Source organism: Marinomonas phaeophyticola, from assembly GCF_026966905.1.
In the GTDB taxonomy this organism is placed as follows: Bacteria; Pseudomonadota; Gammaproteobacteria; order Pseudomonadales; family Marinomonadaceae; genus Marinomonas; species Marinomonas phaeophyticola.
Genome location: NZ_JAPUBN010000017.1, coordinates 81,622 through 107,575 on the forward strand (window position 1 = coordinate 81,622; position 25,954 = coordinate 107,575).

At 40.0% G+C, this 25,954-nt stretch carries 23 protein-coding genes and 2 pseudogenes; 6 read left to right on the forward strand and 19 right to left on the reverse strand.

Features of this window, described 5'->3' with window-relative positions:
• Positions 1 to 66: 66 nt before the first annotated feature.
• A pseudogene (locus O1D97_RS19920) lies at positions 67 to 874 on the reverse strand (MlaA family lipoprotein).
• A gap of 9 nt (positions 875 to 883) precedes the next feature.
• On the reverse strand, positions 884 to 4,768 hold the full coding sequence (gene hrpA, locus O1D97_RS11690) for an ATP-dependent RNA helicase HrpA (RefSeq protein ID WP_269125778.1): 3,885 nt from the start codon (positions 4,766 to 4,768) through the stop codon (positions 884 to 886).
• A gap of 263 nt (positions 4,769 to 5,031) precedes the next feature.
• Between hrpA and cysK the strand changes: the two genes are divergently transcribed.
• Positions 5,032 to 5,997 carry a cysteine synthase A gene (gene cysK / locus O1D97_RS11695; RefSeq protein WP_269125780.1) on the forward strand — a complete coding sequence of 322 codons (966 nt, stop codon included), beginning with the start codon at positions 5,032 to 5,034 and terminating at the stop codon, positions 5,995 to 5,997.
• Between the two features lie 225 nt (positions 5,998 to 6,222).
• Here the strand turns inward: cysK and O1D97_RS11700 are convergent, their stop codons facing one another.
• From O1D97_RS11700 to O1D97_RS11750, 11 genes are all read right to left on the reverse strand, one after another.
• A complete protein-coding gene (locus O1D97_RS11700; protein WP_269125782.1) occupies positions 6,223 to 6,567 on the reverse strand; it encodes a 5-carboxymethyl-2-hydroxymuconate Delta-isomerase in 345 nt (114 codons plus the stop codon).
• A gap of 72 nt (positions 6,568 to 6,639) precedes the next feature.
• On the reverse strand, positions 6,640 to 7,419 hold the full coding sequence (locus O1D97_RS11705) for a class II glutamine amidotransferase (protein WP_269125784.1): 780 nt from the start codon (positions 7,417 to 7,419) through the stop codon (positions 6,640 to 6,642).
• Positions 7,420 to 7,438: 19 nt separating this feature from the next.
• The gene (locus O1D97_RS11710; protein ID WP_269125786.1) at positions 7,439 to 9,316 is read right to left on the reverse strand and encodes a vWA domain-containing protein; all 1,878 of its coding nucleotides are present in this window, start codon (positions 9,314 to 9,316) and stop codon (positions 7,439 to 7,441) included.
• A 132-nt stretch (positions 9,317 to 9,448) separates the two neighbouring features.
• Complete coding sequence (locus O1D97_RS11715) at positions 9,449 to 9,928, reverse strand: YcgN family cysteine cluster protein (RefSeq protein WP_269125788.1); 480 nt, start codon at positions 9,926 to 9,928, stop codon at positions 9,449 to 9,451.
• Positions 9,928 to 10,218 carry a YcgL domain-containing protein gene (locus O1D97_RS11720; protein WP_269125790.1) on the reverse strand — a complete coding sequence of 97 codons (291 nt, stop codon included), beginning with the start codon at positions 10,216 to 10,218 and terminating at the stop codon, positions 9,928 to 9,930. Before O1D97_RS11720 ends, O1D97_RS11715 begins: the two co-directional genes overlap by 1 nt.
• Before the next feature lie 21 nt (positions 10,219 to 10,239).
• Entirely contained in the window at positions 10,240 to 11,382 is a 1,143-nt protein-coding gene (gene rnd / locus O1D97_RS11725) for a ribonuclease D (RefSeq protein WP_269125792.1), read from the reverse strand.
• 1 nt (position 11,383) lies between these two features.
• Positions 11,384 to 11,977 carry a recombination mediator RecR gene (gene recR, locus O1D97_RS11730; protein WP_269125794.1) on the reverse strand — a complete coding sequence of 198 codons (594 nt, stop codon included), beginning with the start codon at positions 11,975 to 11,977 and terminating at the stop codon, positions 11,384 to 11,386.
• A gap of 10 nt (positions 11,978 to 11,987) precedes the next feature.
• Positions 11,988 to 12,314 carry a YbaB/EbfC family nucleoid-associated protein gene (locus tag O1D97_RS11735; protein WP_269125796.1) on the reverse strand — a complete coding sequence of 109 codons (327 nt, stop codon included), beginning with the start codon at positions 12,312 to 12,314 and terminating at the stop codon, positions 11,988 to 11,990.
• A gap of 11 nt (positions 12,315 to 12,325) precedes the next feature.
• Entirely contained in the window at positions 12,326 to 14,665 is a 2,340-nt protein-coding gene (dnaX, locus tag O1D97_RS11740; RefSeq protein ID WP_269125799.1) for a DNA polymerase III subunit gamma/tau, read from the reverse strand.
• 192 nt (positions 14,666 to 14,857) lie between these two features.
• Positions 14,858 to 15,844 carry an oxygen-dependent tRNA uridine(34) hydroxylase TrhO gene (gene trhO / locus O1D97_RS11745; RefSeq protein WP_428981118.1) on the reverse strand — a complete coding sequence of 329 codons (987 nt, stop codon included), beginning with the start codon at positions 15,842 to 15,844 and terminating at the stop codon, positions 14,858 to 14,860.
• Positions 15,845 to 16,036: 192 nt separating this feature from the next.
• Positions 16,037 to 16,699: a 2OG-Fe(II) oxygenase gene (locus O1D97_RS11750; RefSeq protein ID WP_269125801.1), complete on the reverse strand. Its 663-nt coding sequence runs from the start codon at positions 16,697 to 16,699 to the stop codon at positions 16,037 to 16,039.
• Between the two features lie 93 nt (positions 16,700 to 16,792).
• On the opposite strand from O1D97_RS11750, the gene radD reads away from it, so the two are divergent.
• Positions 16,793 to 18,595 (forward strand): DNA repair helicase RadD, encoded by a 1,803-nt coding sequence (gene radD / locus O1D97_RS11755; protein WP_269125803.1) that lies wholly within the window; start codon positions 16,793 to 16,795, stop codon positions 18,593 to 18,595.
• On the opposite strand, the gene O1D97_RS11760 is transcribed toward radD, so the two are convergent.
• The 3 genes and pseudogenes from O1D97_RS11760 to O1D97_RS11770 form a co-directional block, all read right to left on the reverse strand.
• Positions 18,592 to 19,209: a TetR/AcrR family transcriptional regulator gene (locus O1D97_RS11760; protein WP_269125804.1), complete on the reverse strand. Its 618-nt coding sequence runs from the start codon at positions 19,207 to 19,209 to the stop codon at positions 18,592 to 18,594. The two genes, radD and O1D97_RS11760, sit on opposite strands and share 4 nt — an antisense overlap.
• A gap of 104 nt (positions 19,210 to 19,313) precedes the next feature.
• Complete coding sequence (locus O1D97_RS11765) at positions 19,314 to 20,066, reverse strand: DUF1499 domain-containing protein (RefSeq protein WP_269125806.1); 753 nt, start codon at positions 20,064 to 20,066, stop codon at positions 19,314 to 19,316.
• A 310-nt stretch (positions 20,067 to 20,376) separates the two neighbouring features.
• A pseudogene (locus O1D97_RS11770) lies at positions 20,377 to 20,839 on the reverse strand (DUF2947 family protein).
• Between the two features lie 322 nt (positions 20,840 to 21,161).
• On the opposite strand from O1D97_RS11770, the gene O1D97_RS11775 reads away from it, so the two are divergent.
• Complete coding sequence (locus O1D97_RS11775; RefSeq protein WP_269125808.1) at positions 21,162 to 21,350, forward strand: hypothetical protein; 189 nt, start codon at positions 21,162 to 21,164, stop codon at positions 21,348 to 21,350.
• A gap of 241 nt (positions 21,351 to 21,591) precedes the next feature.
• Positions 21,592 to 22,227, forward strand: coding sequence for an HAD family hydrolase (locus O1D97_RS11780; protein ID WP_269125810.1), 636 nt, complete (start codon positions 21,592 to 21,594; stop codon positions 22,225 to 22,227).
• Between the two features lie 72 nt (positions 22,228 to 22,299).
• Here the strand turns inward: O1D97_RS11780 and O1D97_RS11785 are convergent, their stop codons facing one another.
• A complete protein-coding gene (locus tag O1D97_RS11785; RefSeq protein ID WP_269125812.1) occupies positions 22,300 to 23,319 on the reverse strand; it encodes a nucleoid-associated protein in 1,020 nt (339 codons plus the stop codon).
• A 113-nt stretch (positions 23,320 to 23,432) separates the two neighbouring features.
• Between O1D97_RS11785 and O1D97_RS11790 the strand changes: the two genes are divergently transcribed.
• Positions 23,433 to 23,954: a hypothetical protein gene (locus tag O1D97_RS11790; RefSeq protein WP_269125814.1), complete on the forward strand. Its 522-nt coding sequence runs from the start codon at positions 23,433 to 23,435 to the stop codon at positions 23,952 to 23,954.
• Entirely contained in the window at positions 23,927 to 24,349 is a 423-nt protein-coding gene (locus O1D97_RS11795) for a VOC family protein (protein ID WP_269125816.1), read from the forward strand. The genes O1D97_RS11790 and O1D97_RS11795 overlap by 28 nt, the downstream gene beginning before the upstream one ends.
• A gap of 144 nt (positions 24,350 to 24,493) precedes the next feature.
• Here O1D97_RS11795 and O1D97_RS11800 read toward each other — a convergent pair whose 3' ends face one another.
• Both O1D97_RS11800 and O1D97_RS11805 read right to left on the reverse strand, forming a co-directional pair.
• Positions 24,494 to 25,093 (reverse strand): pentapeptide repeat-containing protein, encoded by a 600-nt coding sequence (locus O1D97_RS11800; RefSeq protein WP_269125818.1) that lies wholly within the window; start codon positions 25,091 to 25,093, stop codon positions 24,494 to 24,496.
• 108 nt (positions 25,094 to 25,201) lie between these two features.
• A complete protein-coding gene (locus O1D97_RS11805; protein WP_269125820.1) occupies positions 25,202 to 25,954 on the reverse strand; it encodes a M15 family metallopeptidase in 753 nt (250 codons plus the stop codon).

A 25,954-nucleotide genomic window follows, 5' to 3' on the forward strand; every position in this document is an offset into this window, starting at 1 on the left:
TTCAAAATAAGCTCAATCTAAATGGTCTTATGATTTGAAGATCTACTGTTGTATAGAAAATATTAACTAGATGGTCTCGGGCTCTTCATCAATCTCACCCCAACTATCCGTGTCCGTTTCTTCTCCCCAACTATCACTCTCCTCTCCCCAACTAGCATCATCCGCGCTTTTTTCTGATTTCATCTTACTTTGTGCGCCATCGCGGATGGCACGTTCCCGAGTTTGTAAATACACATCACGAATAAAAGTATAATGATCACCAAATATCAGTGACTCTGCGGCTAAAAAACTGGCCCGCAAATCAATGATTTCTAAGGCCGTTAAACCAAGCTCACCATGGCTACTTAACTCGAGCAACTCAACAGAATCATAATCATAAAAATCTAAAACTAAACCACCAGTATCCCGAACAGTTGAAGGACCAAAAAGTGGCAATACAACATAAGGCCCAGACCCTACGCCCCAGTAACCTAATGTCTGACCAAAGTCTTCTTCTTTTTCGGTTAGACCAAGCTCAGTGGCAATATCGAAAAGCCCCCCAGCCGGCAGTACTATTAATCACAAATCGAAAAAATGACGTCGCTACACCATCGGGCTTACCTTGGAGTAAGTTATTGGTTAAATTACCTAATTCACCTAAATTCGAAAAGAAGTTGCCCACACCTCGCTGAACTGGATTAGGAACAATTTTTTCATAACCTTTTGCAATGGGTTTTAACAAGACACTGTCTAGTCCGGAATTAAAACTAAACATCGCCCGGTTGTAACCCTCCCAAGGATCTTCTGGCGTCTCCGCTGTCGCCAGTGAGCATGTCAAAGATAATATAGCGGCACCACATAGCAACCGATAGCGAGACCTAAAATGGGGATTCATAAAACCTCTTTAAACTAATTTTTTCACAAGATGCCACTGTTTAGATAAACGTTTATCTGATATTGGCTCTAAGGTTCCTACTGTTTGCGCAAATAATGAAATTCGATATTCTTCCATCATCCAACGATACTTCATCAATTCAGGGTCATAAAGATTTTTCGCTAAATGGGCATTTTTCTGCTTTGTATAACGATCCCACAACGTTTCTAGTTCGGTAACACCCGCATTTTCTTTAGCTAAATGATTCTGGAATCGCTCCAGTCGTGTTTCAATGCCTTTGAAGTAGCGAGGAAATTGTGCCAACCAAAACAAGGGGGTTTCACTGATAAACCCAGGATAAATTAGATGCCCTAATTGCACTCGAATATCGCCGTATATGCGCGTCCAAGGTAAAGGAATATTTCCCTTCATACGTTTTGCTACTTTTTGATAGGATGAAAGTACGTCAAAAAGTTGCTTGGCCATCTCATTTGCTTCAGTAATCAAGCTATTTTTCTTATCTTCAATTCGAAATAAAAATTCCGCCTCAGTTCTCGGCAAAGGTAAACCATCAAGAAACACTTTATCTAATACAGCCTGAAGTAAATCATTCAATAAGACCTCTTTTTTCCCAATTGGTGCAAAAATTAATAACGATTTTTGCAAATTAGGCATGTTTTTTTGAAGATACTTCAATTCTTTGTGTAAATACAAACCAAGTAAACAAATTACCCCTTTTCGATGCTCATCTTGGGCCGTGTACTTATCGTCAAACATCTTGACAGATACGCTTTCACCTTGAGCAACTAATGCAGGGTAAGCAACAACTTTAATGCCAGCTTGCGAAAGTTTTTGCTCTTCAGGCACATTCTGTTCAGGCCAACGGGTTAGCCCTTCGGACTCATGAGCCTTAGTTCCAAATTTAGCAAAACTGGCATCCACCTCTTTCGCGAACTGCTCTTGTAAGCTTGCCAGATCTTTTCCGCTACCCAGCACTTTGCCTTTTTCAGAAATCACTTCAACATTCAATGTGAGGTGCTTATCAAGCCTTTCAGCATTCCATTCACTCAAGGGGATTTCAATTAGGGTTTCACGCTTTATCTGCAATGTTAATTGATCAAGCAAGTCTCCCTTATCTTGAGATAGATTTGGGTAAATACGGTCCACAAATTGAGGAATAGGCACAAAGCGTCGTCGTAGTGCTTTTGGTAAAGCCCTCAAATACGCTTCACACTTTTCCCTAATAAAACCAGGTACAGCCCAACTTAATTCATCAATATTTAATTGCCTTAATAGCCCTACAGGCACTTTTAACGTCGCCCCATCCTTCTCTTGGCCAGGTTCAAAAGCGTAATCGATCGGCAGCTTGACATCGTTCAGTTTAAACGCATCCGGAAAAGCAAATGCATCGACTTCCATGTTTTGATTAATTAAATCTTCACGGGTTAATTTCAATTCATCTGGGTGCTTTTTAATCCAATACTCTAACCCTTTCTGATTAAAATACGTTTCTGGCACACGACGGTTATAAAAGTTAAATAACACTTCGTCATCCACCAGAATATCTCGAGTTCTTAGTTTTGCCTCTTGATTTTCTACGGATTCAATCAAACGTTGATTGTGCTTAAAGAAAGCGGCCTTAGTTCGCATTTCTCCTTCAACCAACCCTGATCGAATCATGATCTCACGTGCTTCATGCTGCACCACTTGGCCATAATCTATGCGGCGCTTGGCAATCAAAATCAAACCATAAAGAGACACTTGTTCGTTCGCCACAACTCGGCCCTGATTCTTTTCCCAATGCGGATCAAAGTACTGCCTCTTCACAAATGGAGCCGCATATTCTTCTATCCACTTTGGATCAATCTTGGCGACAACACGTCCAAATAGTTTAGATGTTTCCACCATTTCAGCCAACATGACCCATTGAGGTGGTTTTTTAAACAACATAGAACCAGGGAATAAATGCAACTTACGCCCACGACAAGCTAGAAATTCTTTGGTTTCATCCAGTTTTTGAGCCACTTGGGTAAAAAGACCAGCCAATAAGGAGCGGTGTATCGATTCATAATCTCTCTCCTCACGCGTAACTTCTTTGAAACCCAATGCCTTACAGGCTAAATGGATCTGTCGATGAATATCACGCCACTCCCTCATACGCATGAAATTGAGAAACTGCTTACGGCAATATTGGCGCAATTGATTCTGTGACAACTCAATTCTCTGACTTTCATAGCGCTCCCAAACATTCAGCAGCACAATAAAATCCGAATCGGCATCTTTATCTTGCGCATGGGCTTGATCAGATTGCGTTTTTTTATCCTGCGGGCGCTCGCGAGGGTCTTGCACGGAAAGAGCACTCACAATAATAGCGACTTCTTTAAGTACATTTTTTTCAGCGGCGGCGATCAACATTCGACCTAATTTTGGATCAATGGGTAATGTGGCCAACTGACGACCAATATGGGTTAACTTATCACCTTGTAAGGCCCCCAACTCGACCAGAGCTTGATAACCATCATTAATTAATCTTTGATCTGGCATTTCAACAAAAGGAAATTTTTCTACTTCCCCCAGTTTCAAACTGGCCATTTTTAAGATAACTGACGACAGGTTAGTACGGAAAATTTCAGGGTCGGTAAATTCACTACGATTAGCGAAATCTTCTTCATCATATAAACGAACGCAAATACCTTCCGCCACCCGACCACAACGACCCGCTCTTTGATTCGCACTGGCTTGACTAATTTTCTCTATAGGTAACTGCTGGACTTTTGAACGCACACTGTAGCGACTGATTCGAGCCAACCCAGGATCAATAACATACCGAATACCAGGCACAGTCAGAGAGGTTTCAGCGACGTTAGTTGAAAGCACAATTCGACGCCCAGAATGGGGTTTAAATATTCGCTGCTGTTCACTACTGGATAATCGAGCGTACAAAGGCAATACCTCAGTATTCCTTAATTCTGCTTTGCGAAGAATCTCAGCCGTTTCTCGAATTTCCCTTTCGCCGGGTAAAAAGACCAAAATATCTCCAGCGCCCCGATAAGACGATGCTCTTTCTTCTTGAATTAGCATTTCGACCGCATCAAGTATGCCCTGCTCCATACTTTGGTCTGCATCTAATTCTTCGGTATCGCCCTTGCTTAATAAAGGCTGGTAACGAATCTCAACCGGGTAGGTTCTGCCTGACACCTCAATAATTGGCGCATTATTGAAATGCTTTGAGAAACGTTCAACATCAATCGTCGCCGATGTTACTATTACTTTTAAATCAGGACGAGAAGGTAAAATACGACTCAAATAACCTAATAGAAAGTCAATGTTTAAGCTACGTTCATGGGCCTCATCGATAATAATGGTATCGTATTTTTGTAAAAATCGATCTTTTTGAATTTCGGCCAGTAAAATACCGTCCGTCATCAATTTAATTAAGGTTTTATCACTACTTTCGTCATTAAAACGAATTTGAAAGCCGACTTGCTCGCCTAAATTAACACCTAACTCTTCACTGATTCTATCTGCCACACTTCTCGCGGCAATTCGTCTTGGTTGTGTATGACCAATGAGCCCAGCAACACCCAAACCCGCCTGCAAACACATCTTAGGTAACTGTGTGGTTTTACCCGATCCCGTTTCACCGGCAATAATCACCACTTGGTTATTAGAAATGGCCTCAATGATTTCCTCTGACCGCTCAGCCACGGGTAAATCATTATCGTACTTAATGGTGGGTAAAAAAGATTGTCTTTGTAAAAAAGTCGTTTGGGATTTCTCAATCAGTCCTTGTAGCTCCTTTTCTAACTTATCACAAGGCGCTCCTGTTTGTTTTCGTTTCTCAAGGTTCTGTTGTTTACGCTTTATAAAATGACGGTCACGTGTCATCAAATTTTCTATTTCATGGTTTAACAAAATGGAATCCTGTGTGTACTTGCGCTCAATTTGACGTCATAACATATTGACTGATAAATAAAATAGTCTTGTTATGGAGCATTCTTATATGGATATGGTTGCAAATTCTATCACTAAACCCAACCAAGAGGTTATAGTGTAGAAAAACAAGGAACTAAGATCCTTGAAATAACCCTATTTGGACTGCTGTTTTAGCATTACAAAACGCTGGCCTCAATTTATTTCATAAACAATCAATACAATTACCTTAAGGATAAAAGAACATGTCACATAATATTTTTGACGATAATTCCCTAACCATTGGTAATACACCTCTTGTTAGATTAAACCGTATCGGTAATGGCAATATCTGGGCAAAACTGGAATCAAGAAACCCAGCCTTCTCAGTAAAATGCCGTATCGGTGCTAACATGGTTTGGGATGCGGAGAAAAAGGGTATCTTAACTAAAGGCAAGTCATTAGTTGAACCTACAAGTGGTAATACTGGCATTGCCCTTTGTTTTGTTGCTGCAGCCCGTGGGTACCCAATCACTATTACTATGCCTGCCAGTATGAGTTTAGAAAGACGCCAAGTAATGAAAGCACTGGGCGCAACGATTGTGTTAACTGAACCGGCAAAAGGCATGAAAGGCGCCATTGAAAAAGCGAAAGAAATTGCAGAAGACCCAAACTTTATTCTTTTACAACAATTTGAAAACCCTGCTAACCCTGAAATTCATGAACAAACAACCGGGCCAGAAATTTGGAATGATACCAACGGTGAAATCGATATTTTTGTTGCGGGCGTGGGTACTGGCGGCACCATTACAGGAGTCAGTCGCTACATTAAAAACACCCAGAAAAAAGCCATTTTGAGTGTTGCTGTAGAACCGACAGCTTCTCCTGTTATTACGCAAGCGATGAATAACGAAGATTTAACACCGTCACCACACAAAATCCAAGGCATTGGTGCAGGTTTCATTCCTAAAAACCTTGACCTTGATATGGTCGATCGTGTTGAACAAGTCACCAATGAAGACGCTATCTCAATGGCGAAACGCTTAATGCGTGAAGAAGGCATTTTATGCGGTATTTCTTGTGGTGCAGCCGTTGCCGCCGCGGAAAGACTTTCTCAGTTAGACGAGTTTGCAGATAAGAAAATTGTTGTTGTACTACCTGATTCAGGAGAACGTTACTTGTCTACAGCACTTTTTGAAGGTGAGTTTTCAGAAAACGAAACTGTTCAGTAAATAATTTATTTTATTTACTTTTCTCTTTTTTTATTTGTCAACCAACTTAAACCTTCTAAAGACTCTTGAGCTTTAAAGCCCGAGAGTCTTTTTGCCTAGATTAAAACGCTCCACCAACAACGATACTTTTGGCAATCGTAACAAACGCAATAATCATAGGAGAGTTTAAACGTAGCTATTATGGCTATAGCAGACTTCATCACAAGAGAGGCTTATTTATTGCTGTTAAAGCATCGACTTATTACAGTATGTGGCTTTTTCAAAACCCCTAACGTTCATGGCAATATTCTCAACACTTGGGAATAAGTCATTCAATTTCGCCACAACGGCCTTTGAAAGCTCAGCCTTTTGAGTGGTGGTTCTGCCTTCCATTACATTCGCAAAAACATGAATAAAGTCTTCTTTTCTATTAGCGACGCTGTAATGTTTAAAGGGATTAACTCTTACTTTAATATCCTTTTCATCAAATAAGCCTGTTAAATGCGCAACCTTATGAATCTCTTGATTAATCTTTTCTTCACAATGTGTCAATAAAATACGCTCGGAACAATCAATAACAAAATGTGGCATAGACATCTCTCTCTTACGTTTTATACAACTAAAATGCATTCATATATCATTTTAATGCATTCATATATCATTTTAATGCATTGATTTATAAATAACTTCCCCTGAACGAAAGCCAATAAACTCCCCTTCTTGCATTTGTTGCCATGTCTCATTCGTCGTCAAAGGCTGAGTCGCAATAACAGTAACAACGTCTTTATCTGTCGTTACTTCAGAGAAATTAATCGTGATATCTTCATCTGAAAGCGTCGCTTTTTTAAAGGGGGCGCGGCGCGTAATCCAATGCAATTTAGTACTGCAGTAACAAAAGAGGAACTCCCCTTCCGATAGCATCATATTAAAAACGCCCATTGACTTAAGCTGTTGCGCTAAACGACATAGAGCTTTAGACAAAGTAGCTTCATCTGGCATAGTATCACCAAATTCATTGGCAAGACTCTCTAAGATCCAACAAAAAGAACGCTCAGAATCCGTTGTTCCAACAGGAATAAAAGATATTAAAGGCAAAGAATCCGAGCTTTCTAATTGACCATTATGTGCATAACTCCACGTTTTCCCCCATAGCTGTCTGGAAAAAGGATGCGTATTAGGAAGACATACCTCTCCCACATTGGCTTGACGTATATGGCTAATTACAACATCACATTTTAAAGAAGTTCGACTAATCACATCCGCCATATCGGAGTTTGCGCTAGGCCTAGGGTCATGGATAGACCACACTTGACCATGTCGATACATAGCCACACCCCAGCCATCTTTATGTGGACCAGTACGACCACCTCTTGCCATTAAGCCAGCAAAACTAAAACAAATATCAGTCGGAACATTTGCACTCATTCCTAGTAATTCACACATAGGTTACAACACTTTTAAATTAATGGTTTCCATCTTGTGCATTTGCTGTTTTCGCATTTTTTCTTCTACGATAAACAAAATACCCGAGCCCAATCAAAACGATAACAACCAGGTTGATGCCTGCATAAAACATAACATCTTTTTCTGTTATCAACTCGTCTGTTTCTGAGTTTTGATTATCGGATTGCTTCTTATCCTTATCTGGCTCGGTAAGTTCATTTTCTACAGGAATGATCTCTTTTTCATTATCATCGACCACTGTCTCACTTACTATAAGCTCTGAAGGCGAAAAAACAGACATCACATCACGGCTGTCTGATTCAAATTGCGCAATGGATATTTGCTTACCTAATTCATCTAAGCGCTCTACAATACGGGTTTCCGTATTCGTACTGTCAATATCCCAGTAATTCGACCAGTAAGTAAAGTTTACTCCCGTTTGCGTAATCGCTTCTAACCTAACACGGGCAGAAAACACTTTCTCAGGATTAAAATCCACTTTTTGCCAGTAACCCTGACCAATGACAGGCAGTTCTTCTTCACTAATTACACCGTCAGAGGAAGTCACCTCTAACATCAATCGGCTGCGCAAAACGTTTAAACGTAAGTTTGTGGGCTTTACCGAGTAAGTCATGATACCTACATCACTCACTTGGATTTCCAAGCTAACAGGGCTGACAACAGAAAAATGTTGAATCAGCTTACGAGCAAAACTACCACCATCCACAAAGCTATCCAATTCATAATTACCAATCGTTAATAAGCCATTAAATTGACTTTTATATTTAGAATCTAATAAAGGCACACTTTCAAACTGTTGAATCAACTCATTCACTTCGCCATTATTTTTATTTAATGTTTTTTTAACCCTGACTAAATTCAAAAAATCGGTGTCCTGTATCAACTCTCCTTCTTGATATAAACCGATATCCGTGAAAAAAGGTTCATTTTGAAATAACACAGCAGGCACTTTACTGGCCTTAGCACTTAAATCGGTAATGACTCTTATCGTACTTTGATCGATATTAATATTATCAACCTTCCATGTACCTGCGAGTGGATTTGTCACAGTGATTAACGAGTAATGCGAACCATTAACTCGGCGTGCTTGAGTCGCATCATTTAGATCTATTTGTATATTTTTAGAGTTTATTAGGATAGGTTCTTGTCCAGGAGCATGAAATACCAACAAAGTAAATTCATCGATACTTTCATCAACAAAAAATGTATTCCCTTCAAATGGAATTTGATCAGACTCAGAACTAAGTGAAAAAATCTTATTGAAGGTTGGCAATAAATCTTCTGGAAGAGCCACTTCTGTATGACTTGCATCCGTTTTACTGGATAAGGACTCAAGCAGTGCTTTATCGGTATAGCCCGTCATAGAAACTGTGTGGAGATGAATGCCTCTTTCAACTAATGCATCCAGTAAATCCCCTTTAATTCTCTGCCTAGATGCTTCATTAATTTTCTCATCCAAACTGATGTCAACCATACCGTCAGTTACTAGAATCCAATGCTGCTGAACATTGTCACCAACTTCTTCCTCTTGCAGCAACAAAGTTATAATCGCTTCTAAATCCGTTTTTACATCAGACGTAACATAAGAATCAACATAGGAAGCGAGTTTTTTTCGATTGTCGGGAGTAATAGCCGCATCAGGCAATAACACTCTAGGCTTTTCACCAAATAACCAAATACCCAGAGTCGTTTCTTTTTCTGGAGCCAAATCGGCAATCAGCCGTAATGATTCTGCCGTTAGCTTATCAGGATCGCTGATCACCATGCTTCCAGAAGCATCAACGATGACTCTAAATTGCGTGGCCGCATACATAGGCCCACTAATAACAAAAGCGAGCAATAAAATAAAAGACTTAAAAGCTAACTTGATATACACAAAAATCCACTCCATTATGTTTGATGTATGAATTCACTCTATCACTTTAGATCAAAAGCACTTAACACTAGAAACACTCATCCTAGGGTGACCGTTCTGGTTAATTTACACTCACTCGAAGACAAGAAAGAATCAATCTATTTGATAGGATTGGGGCAATCCATGCACCCAGCGAATCACATGCAAATCCCAGTCATCTTCGTTCACTGTCGACTCATTTTCAGCATATTTAGAAACAGTTAATCCCTGACGTATCATCTCTTTTTGACTTCCCACAATTAAGGGATGCCAGTTAGGCAACGTTCCTGTAGATTGGAGCACTCGATAACTACACGTATCAGGCAACCATTCAAACTCATCAATGCTCTTAGGTGTTAGTGTGATACAGTTTGGCACCGCCTCTTGACGAGTGTCATAAACCTTACATTGACACGTTTTCGTATTAAGCTGAGAACAAGACAAGGTCGTGAAGAATATCTCCCTTGTTTCGATATCTTCAATTTTTTGTAAACAACATTTACCACAACCGTCACAAACCGACTCCCATTCTTCTGGAGACATATCTTCCAATTTAGTTGTTACCCAAAAAGGTTCATAACGTTTAGCTATCATTAATACGCCGCTTCTGTTGGTGTTTTATAAAGGTTTAAAAAACATTCATCTTTAGCTGCTGGCATTTGCAAGTAAAAGCCCTGTGTCTTCAATGATTGAATAACTGTGGTTGCATCAGCCCTCGCAAGCTTCTGCCCTTCTTTCAACAACATAGTCATAACACTTACGCCAGAACCAAAACGCGCCATAAGAGCATCGGGGACGACTTTCAATCCATCGGCCTTTTTTACATAAAGGTACATGTCATCATTATTAGATGAGCGAAAAATTTCAATAATTAAATGTTCCATAAAATTCTCTTGATGGTGAGTTTATGACTTACCAAACTTTTCAATAATAGGGTTAATAATGACGTCTTTGCGCCACCCTGACATAGATATCGAACTATAATCCAATGGTGAGCCATTAAACAAATGACTCAAAATAGGTTCAAGCAATTTTCTTTTTAAAACCGCTTCTGGTGCCACTTTCAGCTCACTTGCACGTTGCTTGACATAAGCTCTAACCGCTTTTGATAAGTCTCCAGCACTGGATGGAAGCGGTATTGGTAATGCCTCCACAAGCTCATCAGTAGAAAGAGAATTTACAACAGACACCAACTCTAAAATAACGTCGCCATATAAACGTTGCTGTTTATGCGTAATTTCTTCCGCACTTGAAATAACATGGGCACTTTCAGGCATTATTTTGGCCAAACACCATAAGGTTCGATCTTTTAACACCTGACCTTTAGGTATATCCTCTTTACGAGCTTGCTGATCTCTCCAAATAAAGATTAATCGCAAAAAGGTTAGGCTTCGTTGCGACAAACGCCAAGCCGACTTTATTCCATCCCAATTTTGCTCAGGGTCTGTATTAATACGATACTGCTGCTTCAACGCTTCACAGTCCTCAATAGCCCAATCGAGTATTTTTTTGTCTTCCAAAATCTGTTTTTGCTTTGGGTAAACCTGCGCCAGATACACAACATCTAACGCTGCATAACGCTTTTGAGCATCCGTTAATGGCCGTTTTACCCAATCTGAACGAGTTTCATCTTTTGCCACTTCAATCCCCGTGTAAGCATGAACCAACTTAACGTAGCTTAATGACCATTGCCCGCTTGCGTAAGCCTCCCCTATTTGGGTATCAAAAAATGGCGCTGGCAGCACGCCAATTAATTGCTCAAACACATCCAGATCTTCTGAACAAGCATGAAAAACCTTCATAACATTGGTGTTTACCATCAACGCAGAAAAGGCGGACCAATCACTGATCTGTAACGGATCAATCAATACGGCTTTCTCACCTTCACTTACTTGAATCAAGCCAGTGATAGGAAAATAAGTAGTACGTCGAATAAATTCAGTATCGACAGCTATTACTGGCAGGTCAGCCCAATAGTCACACCATTCTTGTAAATGTGAATTGTCTTCTACCCAAACGATGTCTAAGTTTTCTATTGAGGGTTCCATACTAGAGTTTTTTCCGCCCATCTAATGCTAATGCCAAGGTATTTCCATCGACATATTCTAATTCTCCACCCATAGGGACGCCATGAGCAATACGACTGACATCAATATGTAAGTCTTTCAATAACTCGGCAATAAAATAACTGGTTGCCTCACCTTCAACAGTGGAGTTCGTCGCAATAATAACTTCTGTTATGTTATTATATTCAACAATGTTCTTTAACTTATCCAAACCCAATTCATCCGGACCAATACCATCAATAGGAGATAAATGCCCCATTAATACAAAGTAACGCCCAGAAAAACAACCAGATGATTCAATTGCAATCACATCTGCTGGAGTCTCAACAATACACATAACACCATTATTGCGTTTTTCGCTTCTACAAATACTGCATTCAGGCTCTTCCGTTAGTGTACGACACGAAGAGCAGCGGCCCACCTTATCTAATGCAGAACGCAAAGCGCCAGCCAAACGGTCAGCGCCCTTATGCTCACGCTCAAGTAAATACAATGCCATTTTCTGCGCCGATTTTGGGCCAACCCCAGGTAAGCAGCGCAACGATTCTATTAATTCATCAATGAGCGGACTGAACACGTATTATCTCCTAAAACGGCATTTTGAAGCCTGGTGGTAATTGCATACCCGCCGTGGCTTGATCCATTTTTTCTTTCTGAGTTGACTCTATGTTACGTACTGCATCATTTACAGCAGCGGCAATTAAGTCTTCAAGCATCTCTTTGTCATCTTCAAAAAGGCTTGGATCTATATGAACGCGTTTTACATCATGACGCCCTGTCATAGTCACTTTCACCAAACCAGCACCGGATTGGCCTTCAACTTCCATATTGGCAATTTCTTCTTGTACCTTTTGTACGTTCTCTTGCATTTTCTGCGCTTGGCGCATCATGTTGCCCATACCACCTTTAAACATCTCTCTCTCCGTTACGCTTTTACTTTTACTGATTCATAAATTAGTTGCCCACCAAGACGCTCTCCTAAGCCTTTAACAACCGGATGAGTATTTAAGTGGTTGATTGCGGCTTGTAAAGCCTCCGCACGTTTACTGGCGGCAAATTCTTCAGCTGTCACACCAGAAACGTCTTCAACAGTCTCAATAATGAGAGGCACATCAATATCAAAAAAATCGCCTAATGCTTGCTTTATTTGTTCATAACGAACCTGGTTTAGCATATGACCATATTCTAATGGTACTTGGATTTTAAGGCCGGCATGCGTCGCCTCGATTAAACTTGAATTCATTAATATATTTTGGACTAATCCTGTTAATTCAAGTCTTGGTGCGACTAACCACCAAGTTTGCATTGTCAATTCTGAATAATGCACAATTGAAGGCAACGGCATTCCTAGAGCCGGCTGAGCAACCGTATCGATCACTTGTTTTTGAGCTTGTGATAACTGAACTTCTGGTTTATTCGTTTCTGAGTGCTCGCTGTTACTCTCATTATCTGACAGGGCCGCGACCATATCCGATATCGAAAAATGAGGGTCTAATGATTCATTTATAGCTTGCTCTTCTTCATCCGACTCATTTTCAGGTTCGTCTTCAACCTCATGCTGAATCCCTTGCGGCTGAGATTCTTGAGAAGGTACTAATACTTCACTCTCAACCTGTTGAATTGTTTCATTACCTGATTCACGGGCGGTTGTAGAATCCAAAGAATTGCGCCCATCTATAATATTATCAACAGCACTCAGAACGCCAACCAAGAGCGTTTTATCCGGGTCAGGGTTGAGCCCATCACGACCTAAAGACGCATTTAAACCATTCGCATTTATAGAGGTATCATCCAGTTCTGAGAGGGCCGCTTCAACAACAGGATCTTCCCAAGGAGGTCGCTCCGCAGAAACATTCGCACTAGTCACCACATTATCAATCTTCACATTCTCCTGTGAAGATTGACAGCCCTTGCCAACTTGCCTCTTGTTAACCTGTGCACTGTCGTGTAACACATCGGCAGATTGAGACTCTAAAGGGCGTGATTTTGAAGCGATTTGCACTTCTGAAGACACAAGGGGCCTAGGCATTTCTTGTGGTACACTCTGAGACTGAACCTCTGCCGTGTTATCTTTGTCTAGTTCGGTATTTTCTTCATGATAAGACGGTTTTTGAGCCGTAGCCGTTGGTACAGAAACTGGCACTAAAGGTTCCGAAGACATCTCGATTGTCACCGGAGGGGCTGGTCTAAAAGCAATAAGCCGTAACATCAGCATCTCAAACCCGGATTTTGGCGAGTGAGCTAAATGCAAGTCTCGGCGACCAATTAATAAACTTTGATACAATAATTGGACTTCTTGAGGTGCAATACGCTGACCTAATGTCTTGATACGCGCCAAATCACCCATCTGATCTTCTAACACATTTGGCACTTGCTGCTCTATAGCAATACGATGCAGAGCATCCATCAGGCTGGCGCAAATCGACACGAAATCGGGTTGATAATCAGCCAGTTCATTGACTTTATTTAAGACTGCAAGAGCGTCATTACTGGCAATCTGTTCTAACAAGGTTAACACCTGGCTTTGATTGACCAAGCCCAACATGGAGGTCACACCCGTTTCTGAAATAATCCCGTCACCAAACGCAATGGCTTGATCGGTTAAGCTTAATGCATCACGCATACTGCCGTTAGCCGCTTGCCCTATTTGCCATAAGGCCGCTTCTTCAAACGAAAGCTTCTCTTCACCCAATATCTTAGTTAAGTAACTGACCACTCTAGCGGAAGACATGTTTTTTAAGTTAAATTGCAAGCAACGAGACAGCACAGTAACTGGCAGTTTTTGTGGGTCCGTAGTTGCTAATAAAAATTTTACATGTGCAGGAGGCTCTTCAAGCGTCTTCAACAAGGCATTAAATGAATGCGTTGATAACATGTGGATCTCATCAATGAGATACACTTTAAAACGGCCTCGTGTTGGTGCATATTGTACATTTTCTAATAATTCACGGGTATCTTCTACTTTTGTCCGAGATGCCGCATCTACCTCAATCAAATCGACAAAACGCCCTTCCGTAATTTCAGTACAACTTGAACAAGTACCGCAAGGTTCAGGAGAAATACCGTTTGTTTCGCAATTTAGGCATTTCGCAAAAATCCGCGCAATCGTCGTTTTACCGACCCCACGTGTTCCGGTAAACAAATAGGCATGATGCAAACGTTGCTGACGTAGCGCATTGACTAAGGCTTGCAAGACATGATCTTGCCCAGCCATTTCGATAAAGGTTTGTGGTCGCCACTTACGGGCTAAAACTTGATAACTCATAATCCGCACTGGCTATTTATGTGAGATGAGTTATTGTACGGCACAGATACCCTTTAGGGAACAATTTACCAAAGAGTATCTTAAACTAAACACCGCAAATACTTGAAAATAATGGAATTCGACACCTAACCAACCATCAAATAGAAGATTAACCAAGTGTCTTTCTTTGAAAACAGCTTACAAGAGCCGCACCTATTTGGTGGCTCTCAATGCTCTTTGACGTTCTTTTTCTTGCTGTTTTTCTTGTCGGTGCTTATCAACCGCCTGAGACACATCTGCACCAATATGTTCTTCACCACGCTCACGAGCTAATTGAACTTGCCTTTCACGTTCAATAAAACGCTGACGCTGCTGATCGGACACCTTATCAAAACAATGGACACAGCTAACGCCTTGTTGAAAACGCTCGTCTTGCTTCTCTTCTGCCGTAATTGGCATACGACAAGCATGGCATTGATCGTATTCGCCCTTCTCTAAATTATGATTAACCGATACTCGATTATCAAACACAAAACATTCGCCTTCCCACATCGTCTCCTCAGAAGGCACTTCTTCAAGGTATTTCAGAATCCCACCTTCAAGGTGATAGACTTCTTCAAAACCCTGCTCTTTCATATAAGCGGTAGACTTTTCACAACGAATCCCACCAGTACAAAACATAGCGACTTTCTTTTGCTTAGTGGGATCCATGTTTTCTTTTACGAAATCGGGAAATTGACGGAAAGTATCTGTTTTTGGGTTAACCGCATTTTTAAAAGTACCGATTTGAACTTCATAATCATTACGAGTATCGACCAAGACCACATCAGGATCAGAAATCAATGCATTCCAATCCTTTGGTTTCACATATGTACCCACTACTTCTTTAGGGTCAATACCTTCAACCCCCATAGTCACGATTTCTTTCTTTAATTTTACCTTGGTGCGATAAAAAGGCATATCTTCATCAAAGGATTCTTTGTATGACAAATTATCCAAGCCGGGAACCTTAGACAACCACTCCAACATAGTATCAATGGCCTCCCTACTGCCTGCCACCGTACCATTAATACCTTCCGTGGCCAGCAATAAGGTGCCACGAATACCATTATTTTCAAGCATTTTTTGTAACGGTTCACGCAACTCTTGATAATTTTCTAAGGTAACAAATTTATATAAAGCACATACAACAACGGACACAAATATCTCCTCTGCGGTCTGGAACGTAAAACCAGAGCATTAATTACACATTTATTAACTGGCCACATAAGAACACCTTTTTGGCCACAAACTTTGCTTGAGCATTATAAAAAAAATCAAGCCGGATTTCGACCTTCCCGTTTCTTTTTTTCATTGAGCCTAATCAAATAACATTACCTTAATGAGATCGATTTAACGATCTGGATCAATTACCGTGCCATTCGTCGCATTTACACGAAACCAGCCAGCGATACTATGCCGACAAGCTTTCGATGCATTTACTTGGTGTGCAAAGCTTTCACTTAAAAATACAACAAAGCGACCTTTTTCAGGAAGAACCCTTATCAATTCCCTTTCTGAGTCATACTCATCAAAAATAACCAACTCACCGCCATCACTTGATAACCAAGTATCATTGAGATACAACACGGTCGATAGCACTCTATTGCTTTCACCGACAAAGGCATCAAAATGCTTATCATAAAACCCATTTTCATAATAACGGGCAAAGTGAGCCTCAAAATCAAACAACCCCAGAAGTAAGGACCGATTAAGAATTATTTTTAATGCCCCCATCACGATCAAAAAATCTCGTCTCGCTTGAGTATCACCATCAATCCAAAAAATACAATCTCTTCGAGTATCCAACTTAACTTGATGACTCAATTTACGCCCTACTCCTGCCTGCTGTAGAACGACATCAGGCAAGCTATTCGCTTCGTTCATCAAGGAATTCACTAGTTCTATAGAGAAAAAATCATCTAAAACACACCACCCCTTGTCTCGAAGGGAATTAGTAAGGATCATCAAAGAAGAAGCAGTAAAAAAATTATCTAGATCAGTCAATGCGTTCATATAAAACTTCTCAAAAACCCACAAATAAAGCGTGCGGCATGATACTGTAATAAACCCATTTGACGTACGATTAAATCACTTATTTTCGAAAATATGACTCAATTCAAACTCCGCGACTATCAAATAAAAGCCGTTCAGGCAACGCTCTCTCATTTTCGTACCTCGCTCACTCCTGCTGCGATAGTATTACCCACTGGCGCCGGTAAAAGTCTTGTAATTGCAGAGCTCAGTCGCCTTGCTAAGGGGAGAGTACTTTGTTTAGCGCACGTAAAAGAATTGGTTGAACAAAATCACTCTAAGTTTGAAATGACCGGCAGGAAAGCGGGCATTTTTTCAGCTGGCCTAGGAGAAAAGTGCTCATCGGCACAGGTCACGTTTGCCAGTGTACAATCTCTCGCCCCTAACTTAGACAAATTCTCTGAGAAGGTCAGCCTCTTGATTATCGATGAATGCCATCGAATTTCTGATAATACAGACACCCAATATCAACAAGTTATCCAACACCTGCAAACAATGAACCCATCTATAAAAATCTTAGGGCTCACTGCAACCCCCTTTCGCTTAGGGTCTGGCTGGATTTATGAACAACACTACTATGGGTTTGTACGCTCAGCAGAAACGAAGTTTTTTAAAAAGTGCATTTATGAATTACCCCTTAGACAAATGATAAAAGAAGGCTACCTAACCAAACCCATTTTATTTGATGCCGCCATCGCCCATTATGACTTTTCAAAATTGGAAGCCAATTCTATTGCCAATGAAGAAACCACCAATCAGGAAAAATCCCTCAACACATTAATAGGTAAATACCCCCGTGTCACACAAGCGATCGTTGAACAAATAATAGCGCTTTCACAAGACAGGCAAGGCATCATGATTTTTGCCTCTACAGTACAACATGCCCAAGAAATTACCCAATACATAGAAAACCAAGACCCAGACAATGAAGTAAAACTGGTTCATGGTGGTACACCTCTTTCTCAAAGAGATGACATCATTCAACAATTCAAAGCTAAGTCCATTAAATATCTAGTAAATGTATCAGTGCTAACCACTGGATTCGACGCGCCACATGTAGATGTCATCGCCATTTTAAGACCGACACAATCCATCAGCCTTTTCCAACAAATTGTGGGGCGAGGCTTGCGGCTGAGTGACAATAAACAAGACTGCTTGATACTGGATTATGCCAATAATGGTTACGATCTATTTATGCCGGAAATTGGTGAGAAAAAACCGACAAGCGACTCGATCCCTGTCCAAGTTGAATGCCCAATCTGTGAGTTTGCAAATGTATTTTGGGGAAAGGTCGATAATGATGGCGATATTATTGAACATTTTGGGCGACGCTGCCATGGATTAGTTCCTAATACACTCTCAAGATCAACACACCTAAGGCAAAGTTTCGAAACAGGTGAGGTACAGTGTGATTACCGCTTTCGCTTCAAAGTATGCCCCCTTTGTAATGAAGAAAATGATATCGCAGCTCGACATTGCCAAGCTTGCGAAGGCCGTCTAATTGATCCAGACGATTTATTAAAAAAAGCCCTCAACCTAAAAGACTCGAAGGTTATTCGTTGCGCGGGAATGGAATCGTCAATAAAGCAAAGCATCCTCTCGGTACGATATTTCGATGAAGATGGCAATGATTTAAAAGAACACTTTGATTTTAGCAAAAAAGCGGCATTAGTACGTTTTAATGAATACTTTGCTAGAAGGCTAGCGCAAGGCACTCGTCCTATTAGCTTTAACCATATAGACGAGGTTAAACCCTTTCTAGTTTTTTTGCCCCACCCTGATTTCGTGATCGCCAGAAAAAAAGGGCAATTTTGGAAAGTAACAGAACGTTTATTTGATTACGAAGGTCCCTATAGAAAAGCCAACCAACTCAATTAATCTATTCTTAACTTTTGTCGATTGAATGAAGAAAGCGCACTTTGATAAGAGACGAAAAAAGGCTTATTTAACTCAGTTAACCGCTGTTGCGCATTTTGCGCGGAATAATGAGAGCTTGATAACTCTCCCAATAAAACATGGAGAAAATTCGCAGCCATATTCTCACAAAAGACTTGAGCAACACTCCTATCCACCCCAACTTTGCAAAATTTATCAATAGATTTACCTTGCAATACCTGCATCTGCTGAGTAAAGAAACCGCCATTAATTAAGCTGTCCATTAATACTAAGTGGGTAGACTCAATATTATTTCCATAAAAGCTAAAAAGTATGTCTGTATAAAACTCAAAAAAGGTAACTGGGTGGCGGCTCTCTATATACGATTCATCCGCTGAATTTTGTAACGCCAGATCCATTTCTTCAAAAAACAGTTCCTTGATAAGAGATAACTTATCTGGAAAATGACTAAAAAAGGTGCCTACTGCAACACCACACTCTTTACTAATAGCTCGTGTATTAGTCGCAGCCACCCCTTTTTCAATAAAGAATTTTTTAGCCGTCGATTTAATTCGCTCTCGAGTAACCAGTTTCTTCTTTTGCCGCAAACTATTCATAGACCAAGCTCATCATTAAACTTAGATCAAAGTGTATCCTTAAAAGAGCCGACAGAAAAGTCTCTTACCAAGGCAAGCTAAATCCCCCCTTATCACGGAACAATTTAGTTAAACTTATCTTCTACTCGAGCATGTAATCGAGTTTCAAGTTCCAGCATAAATGTCTTTATACGTTCTGCATTCATCCCCCAATCGCCTTTACCCACTCGAGAGCTTGAACGCATATCAATACGCGTTAAGTTATGCTCCTCTCTAATACGCAACACCACATCATCTCTAAAACCAAAAACAGGGGTTCTGGCCGTCGCTTCCACCACTCCGGCCTCAGGATACGCTTCAACTAACTCCCAACCCTTTTCCTCTATCAAAAGCAGTACTTCTTGAAAAATTTCAGCTGATGGTAGTACAGAAAAAGCAGGCTTAACATTTGGGTAATGCTTTAGCTGTGTTCGAATGGTCTTCTCATCATAAAAAGTTGAGTTTTCAGATAAAGTTCGAATCATAGGAACGTGGATGTAACTTGGAGGTGTTTCGATATCCGTTGAAATATCGGACAGCTGTGGTAACCCGGATTTCGAAAAGTAGAAACCAATCCAAAACAAACCATACAGAAGCGGGATAAAAGCAGCGAGGCAAAATACAAACTTACTATTCGATCCTTTTTCGCATGGACAACGAAAAACAGAAAGGAAAGCCGCTAAGGATAAAACAATAGATGCGAACACACTTTTCATTAACAACGAAAAGCCTGTAACAGGTTCAAGAAAACCGACACGTACTCCTGCTATGGATGCAAACACCAAGCAACCAAGCAACAATAACGAAATATATAATATCGGAGAGATATATCGACTCATATTCAACTCATTATTAATAAGAATAACTCCACAATATACCCGCAGTGAGACACTTAAAAGTACTAGCACTGTGGTTTGACTTTGATTCCTTGTTATTTGCATAATTAACAAGAAGATAAACCAATAGAGCATAATTATAGTGCATCCATGCACTTATTTTGCTCGTATCAATATCTGCCATAATCTTGATTTATTTCACTTATTTAATTGGCATTATCTAAATTAATTAGAAGTATGAATGCAACAACTCAATCAGAATCACCCAAGAATAATGACACGCACACCTTGTATGAAATCGCTTAAGCGCGCGTTAATAACTGACATTGACCATCACTAAAAAATTGTACAGCTTGCTTTTTTTCTTGCCAAAAAGAATGGGGCCATTATCAAAAAATAAAAAATTCTTCCAATAATTAGAAAACACAAACCAGGTAGTTTCGATAACTTCATCACTGTGATAACAAAAATAAATTACTGTATCCCCCCCAATGACCGACGTGATCTAACACTTCATCCGGTAAAGCGGCTTCTTCAGAATCCCAACTTTTCTCCCAATGAACGCAACCTTGCTGATGACTTTCTTGAGTAAGCCAATCATCTTGAGTAAAATTGTCTGGATGAAGTTGCTTCTTACTGACATAGTCACGCCATATATTGTTTGCAAAGTCAGGAGATAACACACGAATTTCTTCTAACGCTTCAGAAGGGATGCTAGGGTCTTCTCGCTTAAAGGCCCACGCTTTTTTAAACCCATTAAAATCAGAATACTGCATAAAACTTTTATACTTCACTATATTAATTTTTTATCTTACCTTAAAGCGCTTATCGAACGGCACTGTTAAGACGCCAATCATTTACCTTTAAAGCATTGAGTTGCTGCAACCATACAGAATGCAACATTAACTATCAAACGAGCCGCCCTACACTATCGATAACCACCTAGTTACTCTTCACATAGCACCATAAATAATAGGTGAATTAATCTAATCTATTAGGTGAGAAAGCATCGTTTGTTCCTTAGAAACACATCACCTATGATTTACTTGTTGTAATAAAACAACATTTTATTTTAAAACAATTTTTTAGGAGAAAATCATGGATACTCAAGACAAATATGATGCATTATTAGCTCAATGGGGCTATGACGGTACTGAATTTAAATATACCAAAAAAGCGTATGCTGTTATTGTTAAAATCAGTAAAACAGCGATCCAATGGTTAGTAAAAGCCCGTGCATCAGCCACTGAAAATACCGTAACAAACCGTTTTACAACACAATTCTAACGATTATTCTTATTGATAGGGTAGAAAAAAATAACACACCCTTTTTCAATCCACTTAAGTGCCCCAAAATAAGCTCTCTCATCCTATCGCCCCTCATCTACATCATTTTCTATTATGGTTTTGTAAAAAAACCACATACTTAATCTAGATTCCCTTTCAACTTCCAATACAATTAACGTAACATTAGTCACTTACTATGAAATTTTCCTAATGTGTAATTCGAATATTCAGAGAGTGTATTATGTACGAAGCCATAATCTTCGACTGCGATGGCGTAATTGTCGATACCGAAAATATGATGAACAAGATCTTTAAAGAAGAACTATCCAAACTTGGATTAGAATTCTCCCACGAAGAGCTGGATCACTATTTTAGCGGTTATGCCGCCTCTGAAAATTTGATTACTATTGAAAAAATGTTAAAAAAACCAGTCCCTTCACACTTCAGCAAAACGGTTGATCTCCGCTTTCGAAAAGCCATGGAAGACAACCTAGTTCCAATTGAAGGCATCGTAGATGTACTCAACAAAATAAAGCACCCTATTGCCATGGCCACCAACTCAAGAACAGAGTCTCTAAAATTTAAACTTACTAAAATTGGTTTACTCGAAACTTTCCACACTCGCTTCTGTGTTGAAGATGTGGAAAATCCAAAACCTAAACCAGATTTATACCTTAAAGCCGCAAACGCACTAAACATTGATCCTAGTAAATGCATTGCAATTGAAGATTCTGTTGCCGGCATCACAGCGGCGGTTGCTGCCGGCATGACGGTGTATGCATACAGTGCATCTGTCGATTCCAAAACACAATTAAATGCCGGAGCAACTCTCACCTTCAATACGATGAAAGAACTGGAATCTTTGCTGAATCTATAAAACCAATGTGTCCCTGAAAAGTTCACGAGTAGACACTCTATACAGATAGGCTGAATCCAGTTTTAAAAAATGTTATTTCTTCAACTGCTTCAGCAATGTCTTAGGAAGGTCACTAATAATGAGTGAATTTGTTTCTTCATCAAAGCGAATTTCATTACCCAGTAAGCTACTGTCAAAACTCAATGTTAATGCTCGAGTACTACCGGAATAACGAGTTAATTTTTTTAACGCGGCTTTTTCAACAAACATGTCTCTATCTAAAGCAAAGCTCTCCGATTCCGCAATTTCCATAAAAAGCCCAGCTTCATCAGGTGAAAAACGCTCTTCCACTTCTTTTGCTATTTGAACGAGATCAATGCGCTCATTTTCTTCCGCTTTTTCCAAACAGTGTTCCGCCACTACTCGCTTTAACTCATTGGCTTTCGGTACGGATAATTTTTTCACATCACAATAAGCCGACGTCACATCCACCAGCTTTCGCGTCTCTTTAGAGGTTACTTTTGGTTCATCACAGCCAATAAAACGAGTAAAATAATCACTTTCTACTTTTGCCGCTCGCCCAAAGCGAAAAGAGATATAGCGGCTTTCATCACGTTCAGCCCAAGCCGTTAGATTAATGCGCATTGCCATGTGCAACTTTTCGAGCTCTATCTGCTCAATTTGTGACAAACTTAGATCAGCATTCAGTACCATGCCGTGCTTACGTTTTAACAGGGCAATAAACAAAAAATGCGTATCATGCAATTCATAATGGTTAAACCATAACAACCCCCCTTCAGCATCCTCAACTTCCCCAATGCAGGTAACGAAATCAGAAGCACATGCTTTTGAAAATGCCGCAAAATCGTTAAAACCATCATTACCATAAAACTGTGTTAATAAACCTGGTAACTTAGCCCCAGTCTCACTGCCTTCAGGGTTAGAGAACTGCCCTGTATTCATTCCTGATCGATTAAATAAGTTACCTATTTGCTCCGCCAATTTCTCTGCCTGCTCATCAACCGCATTTTCTGTAGGTCTTGCGACTAATACGGCTTTCGTTGAACCTATATTTTTTTGTACTTCATGTACGATTAAGTTTGCAATTGACATGGGAGCCCTCTAAAAAAGCGAATAAAATATGTACAAATTTCTAAAATCTTGCTGTATTGTTAAACGTTACCCCAACACTCTTAACTAATTTTGGAATAACAAGCAAAGACACTATGACTAAACTACCAACAACCAAAAGAGAAACACGCGATGAAATAAACTCTCAAATCGAAGCGTATTTAAAATCTAAAGGAGAGATCACTCAAGCTGAAATGGGTGAATCTGGATTAGTGGACGGTAAGTATAACACGAGCCATGTTGGATTTAATGAACCAAAACAAACAAGAACACCGCTAAATTACATTGTCGCTACCTTAGAGCAACGCAAGCAACAGAAACACGTTAAACCGCCAACCAAACCCACTCGAAGCGGTCCAAGGAAAAAATCATATACGATGATTTCGGCGACCCAATTCGTTGGGTCTGGGAAGATTAGTTCAAAAGTCTCGCTGACTCTTTTAGATAACCTTCAATTTTTAAAAAAACGGCTCACTATTCGCCAGCATTCACCCCTGCCCAAAAATCACCTAACTTTTTCCTTCTTTGAAAATTCAGCTTTCCTTGAAAGTACGCTACCATATTCAGTACTTAATATAGGGAGAGAACCATGTCTATTAGTTATTTACACGCAATGATACGTACCAACAAGCCTGAAGAAAGTCACGATTTCTATACTAAAGGACTCGGTTTAATCAAAACTCGCCAATACGACAGTGAGAATGGTCGTTTCTCTTTAATTTATTACGCTGTAGAAGCGGGCGCACCAGAAGTAGAACTTACACATAACTGGGACCATAGAGATTATTCAAATGGAGACCAATTCGGTCATTTAGCATTTAGAGTAAGTGATATTTATCAAGTATGCCAAACACTAAGTGATCAAGGAGTGACCATCTTACGCCCTCCAAGAGATGGTCATATGGCATTCATCAAGGATCCAAACGGCATCTCAATTGAACTGCTTCAAGAAGGTGACAATCTGCCACCTCAAGAACCTTGGGCATCAATGGAAAACACTGGTAGCTGGTAGCTGGTAGCTGGTAAAAAATCCATCATAAGGGGCAGATTATAAGCAGTCAGTCCCTTATTTTATTCAGATATCCACCATCCCTTGTCAAGCTCAAAAAAATGCTCGACTAAAACCATCGTCTTCTAAAAACTTAAAGAAAACAAATCAAACCAGTTTAATACCTAATGATGACAGTAAACTCACCGCCTCATATCGACAAAAAATGGCGTCTTTAAGGTTATTTCTCTTTACGTTGATATTATAATTAAAAGCACCATTAAAGTCCGCTTTAGAAAGATCGCAATTTACAAACAAACTGTTCATTAGGTCTGTCCCTGTAAACTGAGCCCCTGTCAGTGTTGACTCTCTAAAATCTACGTCTCGCGCTCGGCAGTCTTCAAATAGAATACCGGGTAACTTTAGTCCATAAAAAGAAGACGCATCCAGTAAACATTCTTTAAACAACAATGGAGCGCCCAAGTCCATTCCTCGCCAATACGCTTTAGTCCAGTCAACACCTAATACTTTAGAGGCATGAAACTGAACATCAGAAAACTTACTGTTTCTGATGTTCACAGCCGTCAATTTACATTTGATAAACTGACACTCTTTAAAAACACAAGCATCAAATAAAGACTCAGTAAAATCACACGATTTAAACACACAGGATTCAAATACCTTATCACTAAGCGTTTCTTGCTCTAAAAAAAGGTCGTTAAAATCTCTGTTATAAAATGACGACTCATTCATAAGTTCATGTTTCAACGGACATCCTCTTTCTAAAAGCCATAAATCAGCAAGGTTAACATCTGCTTTTCATAAAGAACATCACTCAATAAGAATGGATTCCACTAACACTTCAATCGATGTTAACTAAATAAATTTATTTTCTAAAATTTCACTTTCCCACTGCTTAATTATATCTCTTGGGCGAGTTACCCCATATTGCGCCCGTTGAGAAGACGTTCTATAGGCCCACAATTGATTACCAAAATCATAATGCCACCACTCACTTGGTAGATTCGTAAAACCCACTTCACTCATGGCATTATAGAGAATCCGGCGATTTTCTATTGCCTGAGTATACTCTAAAGAACGGCCTTCCAACGCGGCTGTCCAAGATAACTGGCTAGCCTCATCAAAATGGGTCCCCATATCAAGAAACCGCCCCATATCATCGCATAAGGTCACGTCCACAGAGCCCCCAGTCAAATGTGGGCTTGGAGCCCCTACATCACTGCTTGGTGGCGAAACCAAACTTTTCGCCTTGTGATGCAAATGTTGCTCTGAGTGAGTTGGGAAAGACTTTTTCAAAATATTGATCAAGGTATCAAATAGATGCTGTTGTACCGAAAAGGGGCGCCAACCATCCAGCACAACCAGCTTTTTTCCTTCTGGTATTAATTTGGTCACTTGATGTAATTTCTCAAACACCCCTTCCCTAACAAAACACTCTGGAATCGCATTAGCAATACCCATCTTTGCGTAAAATGGATACGTTACTAATAGATTCGATGTGCTGAGTGGAATCAGTGCCTCACCACTTTCTACAATAGGAATTGTTTTGTATTTATCCCAAGAAAACTCATCACATTTTGGAATTAACACTTGATGTAAGCTTTTCAT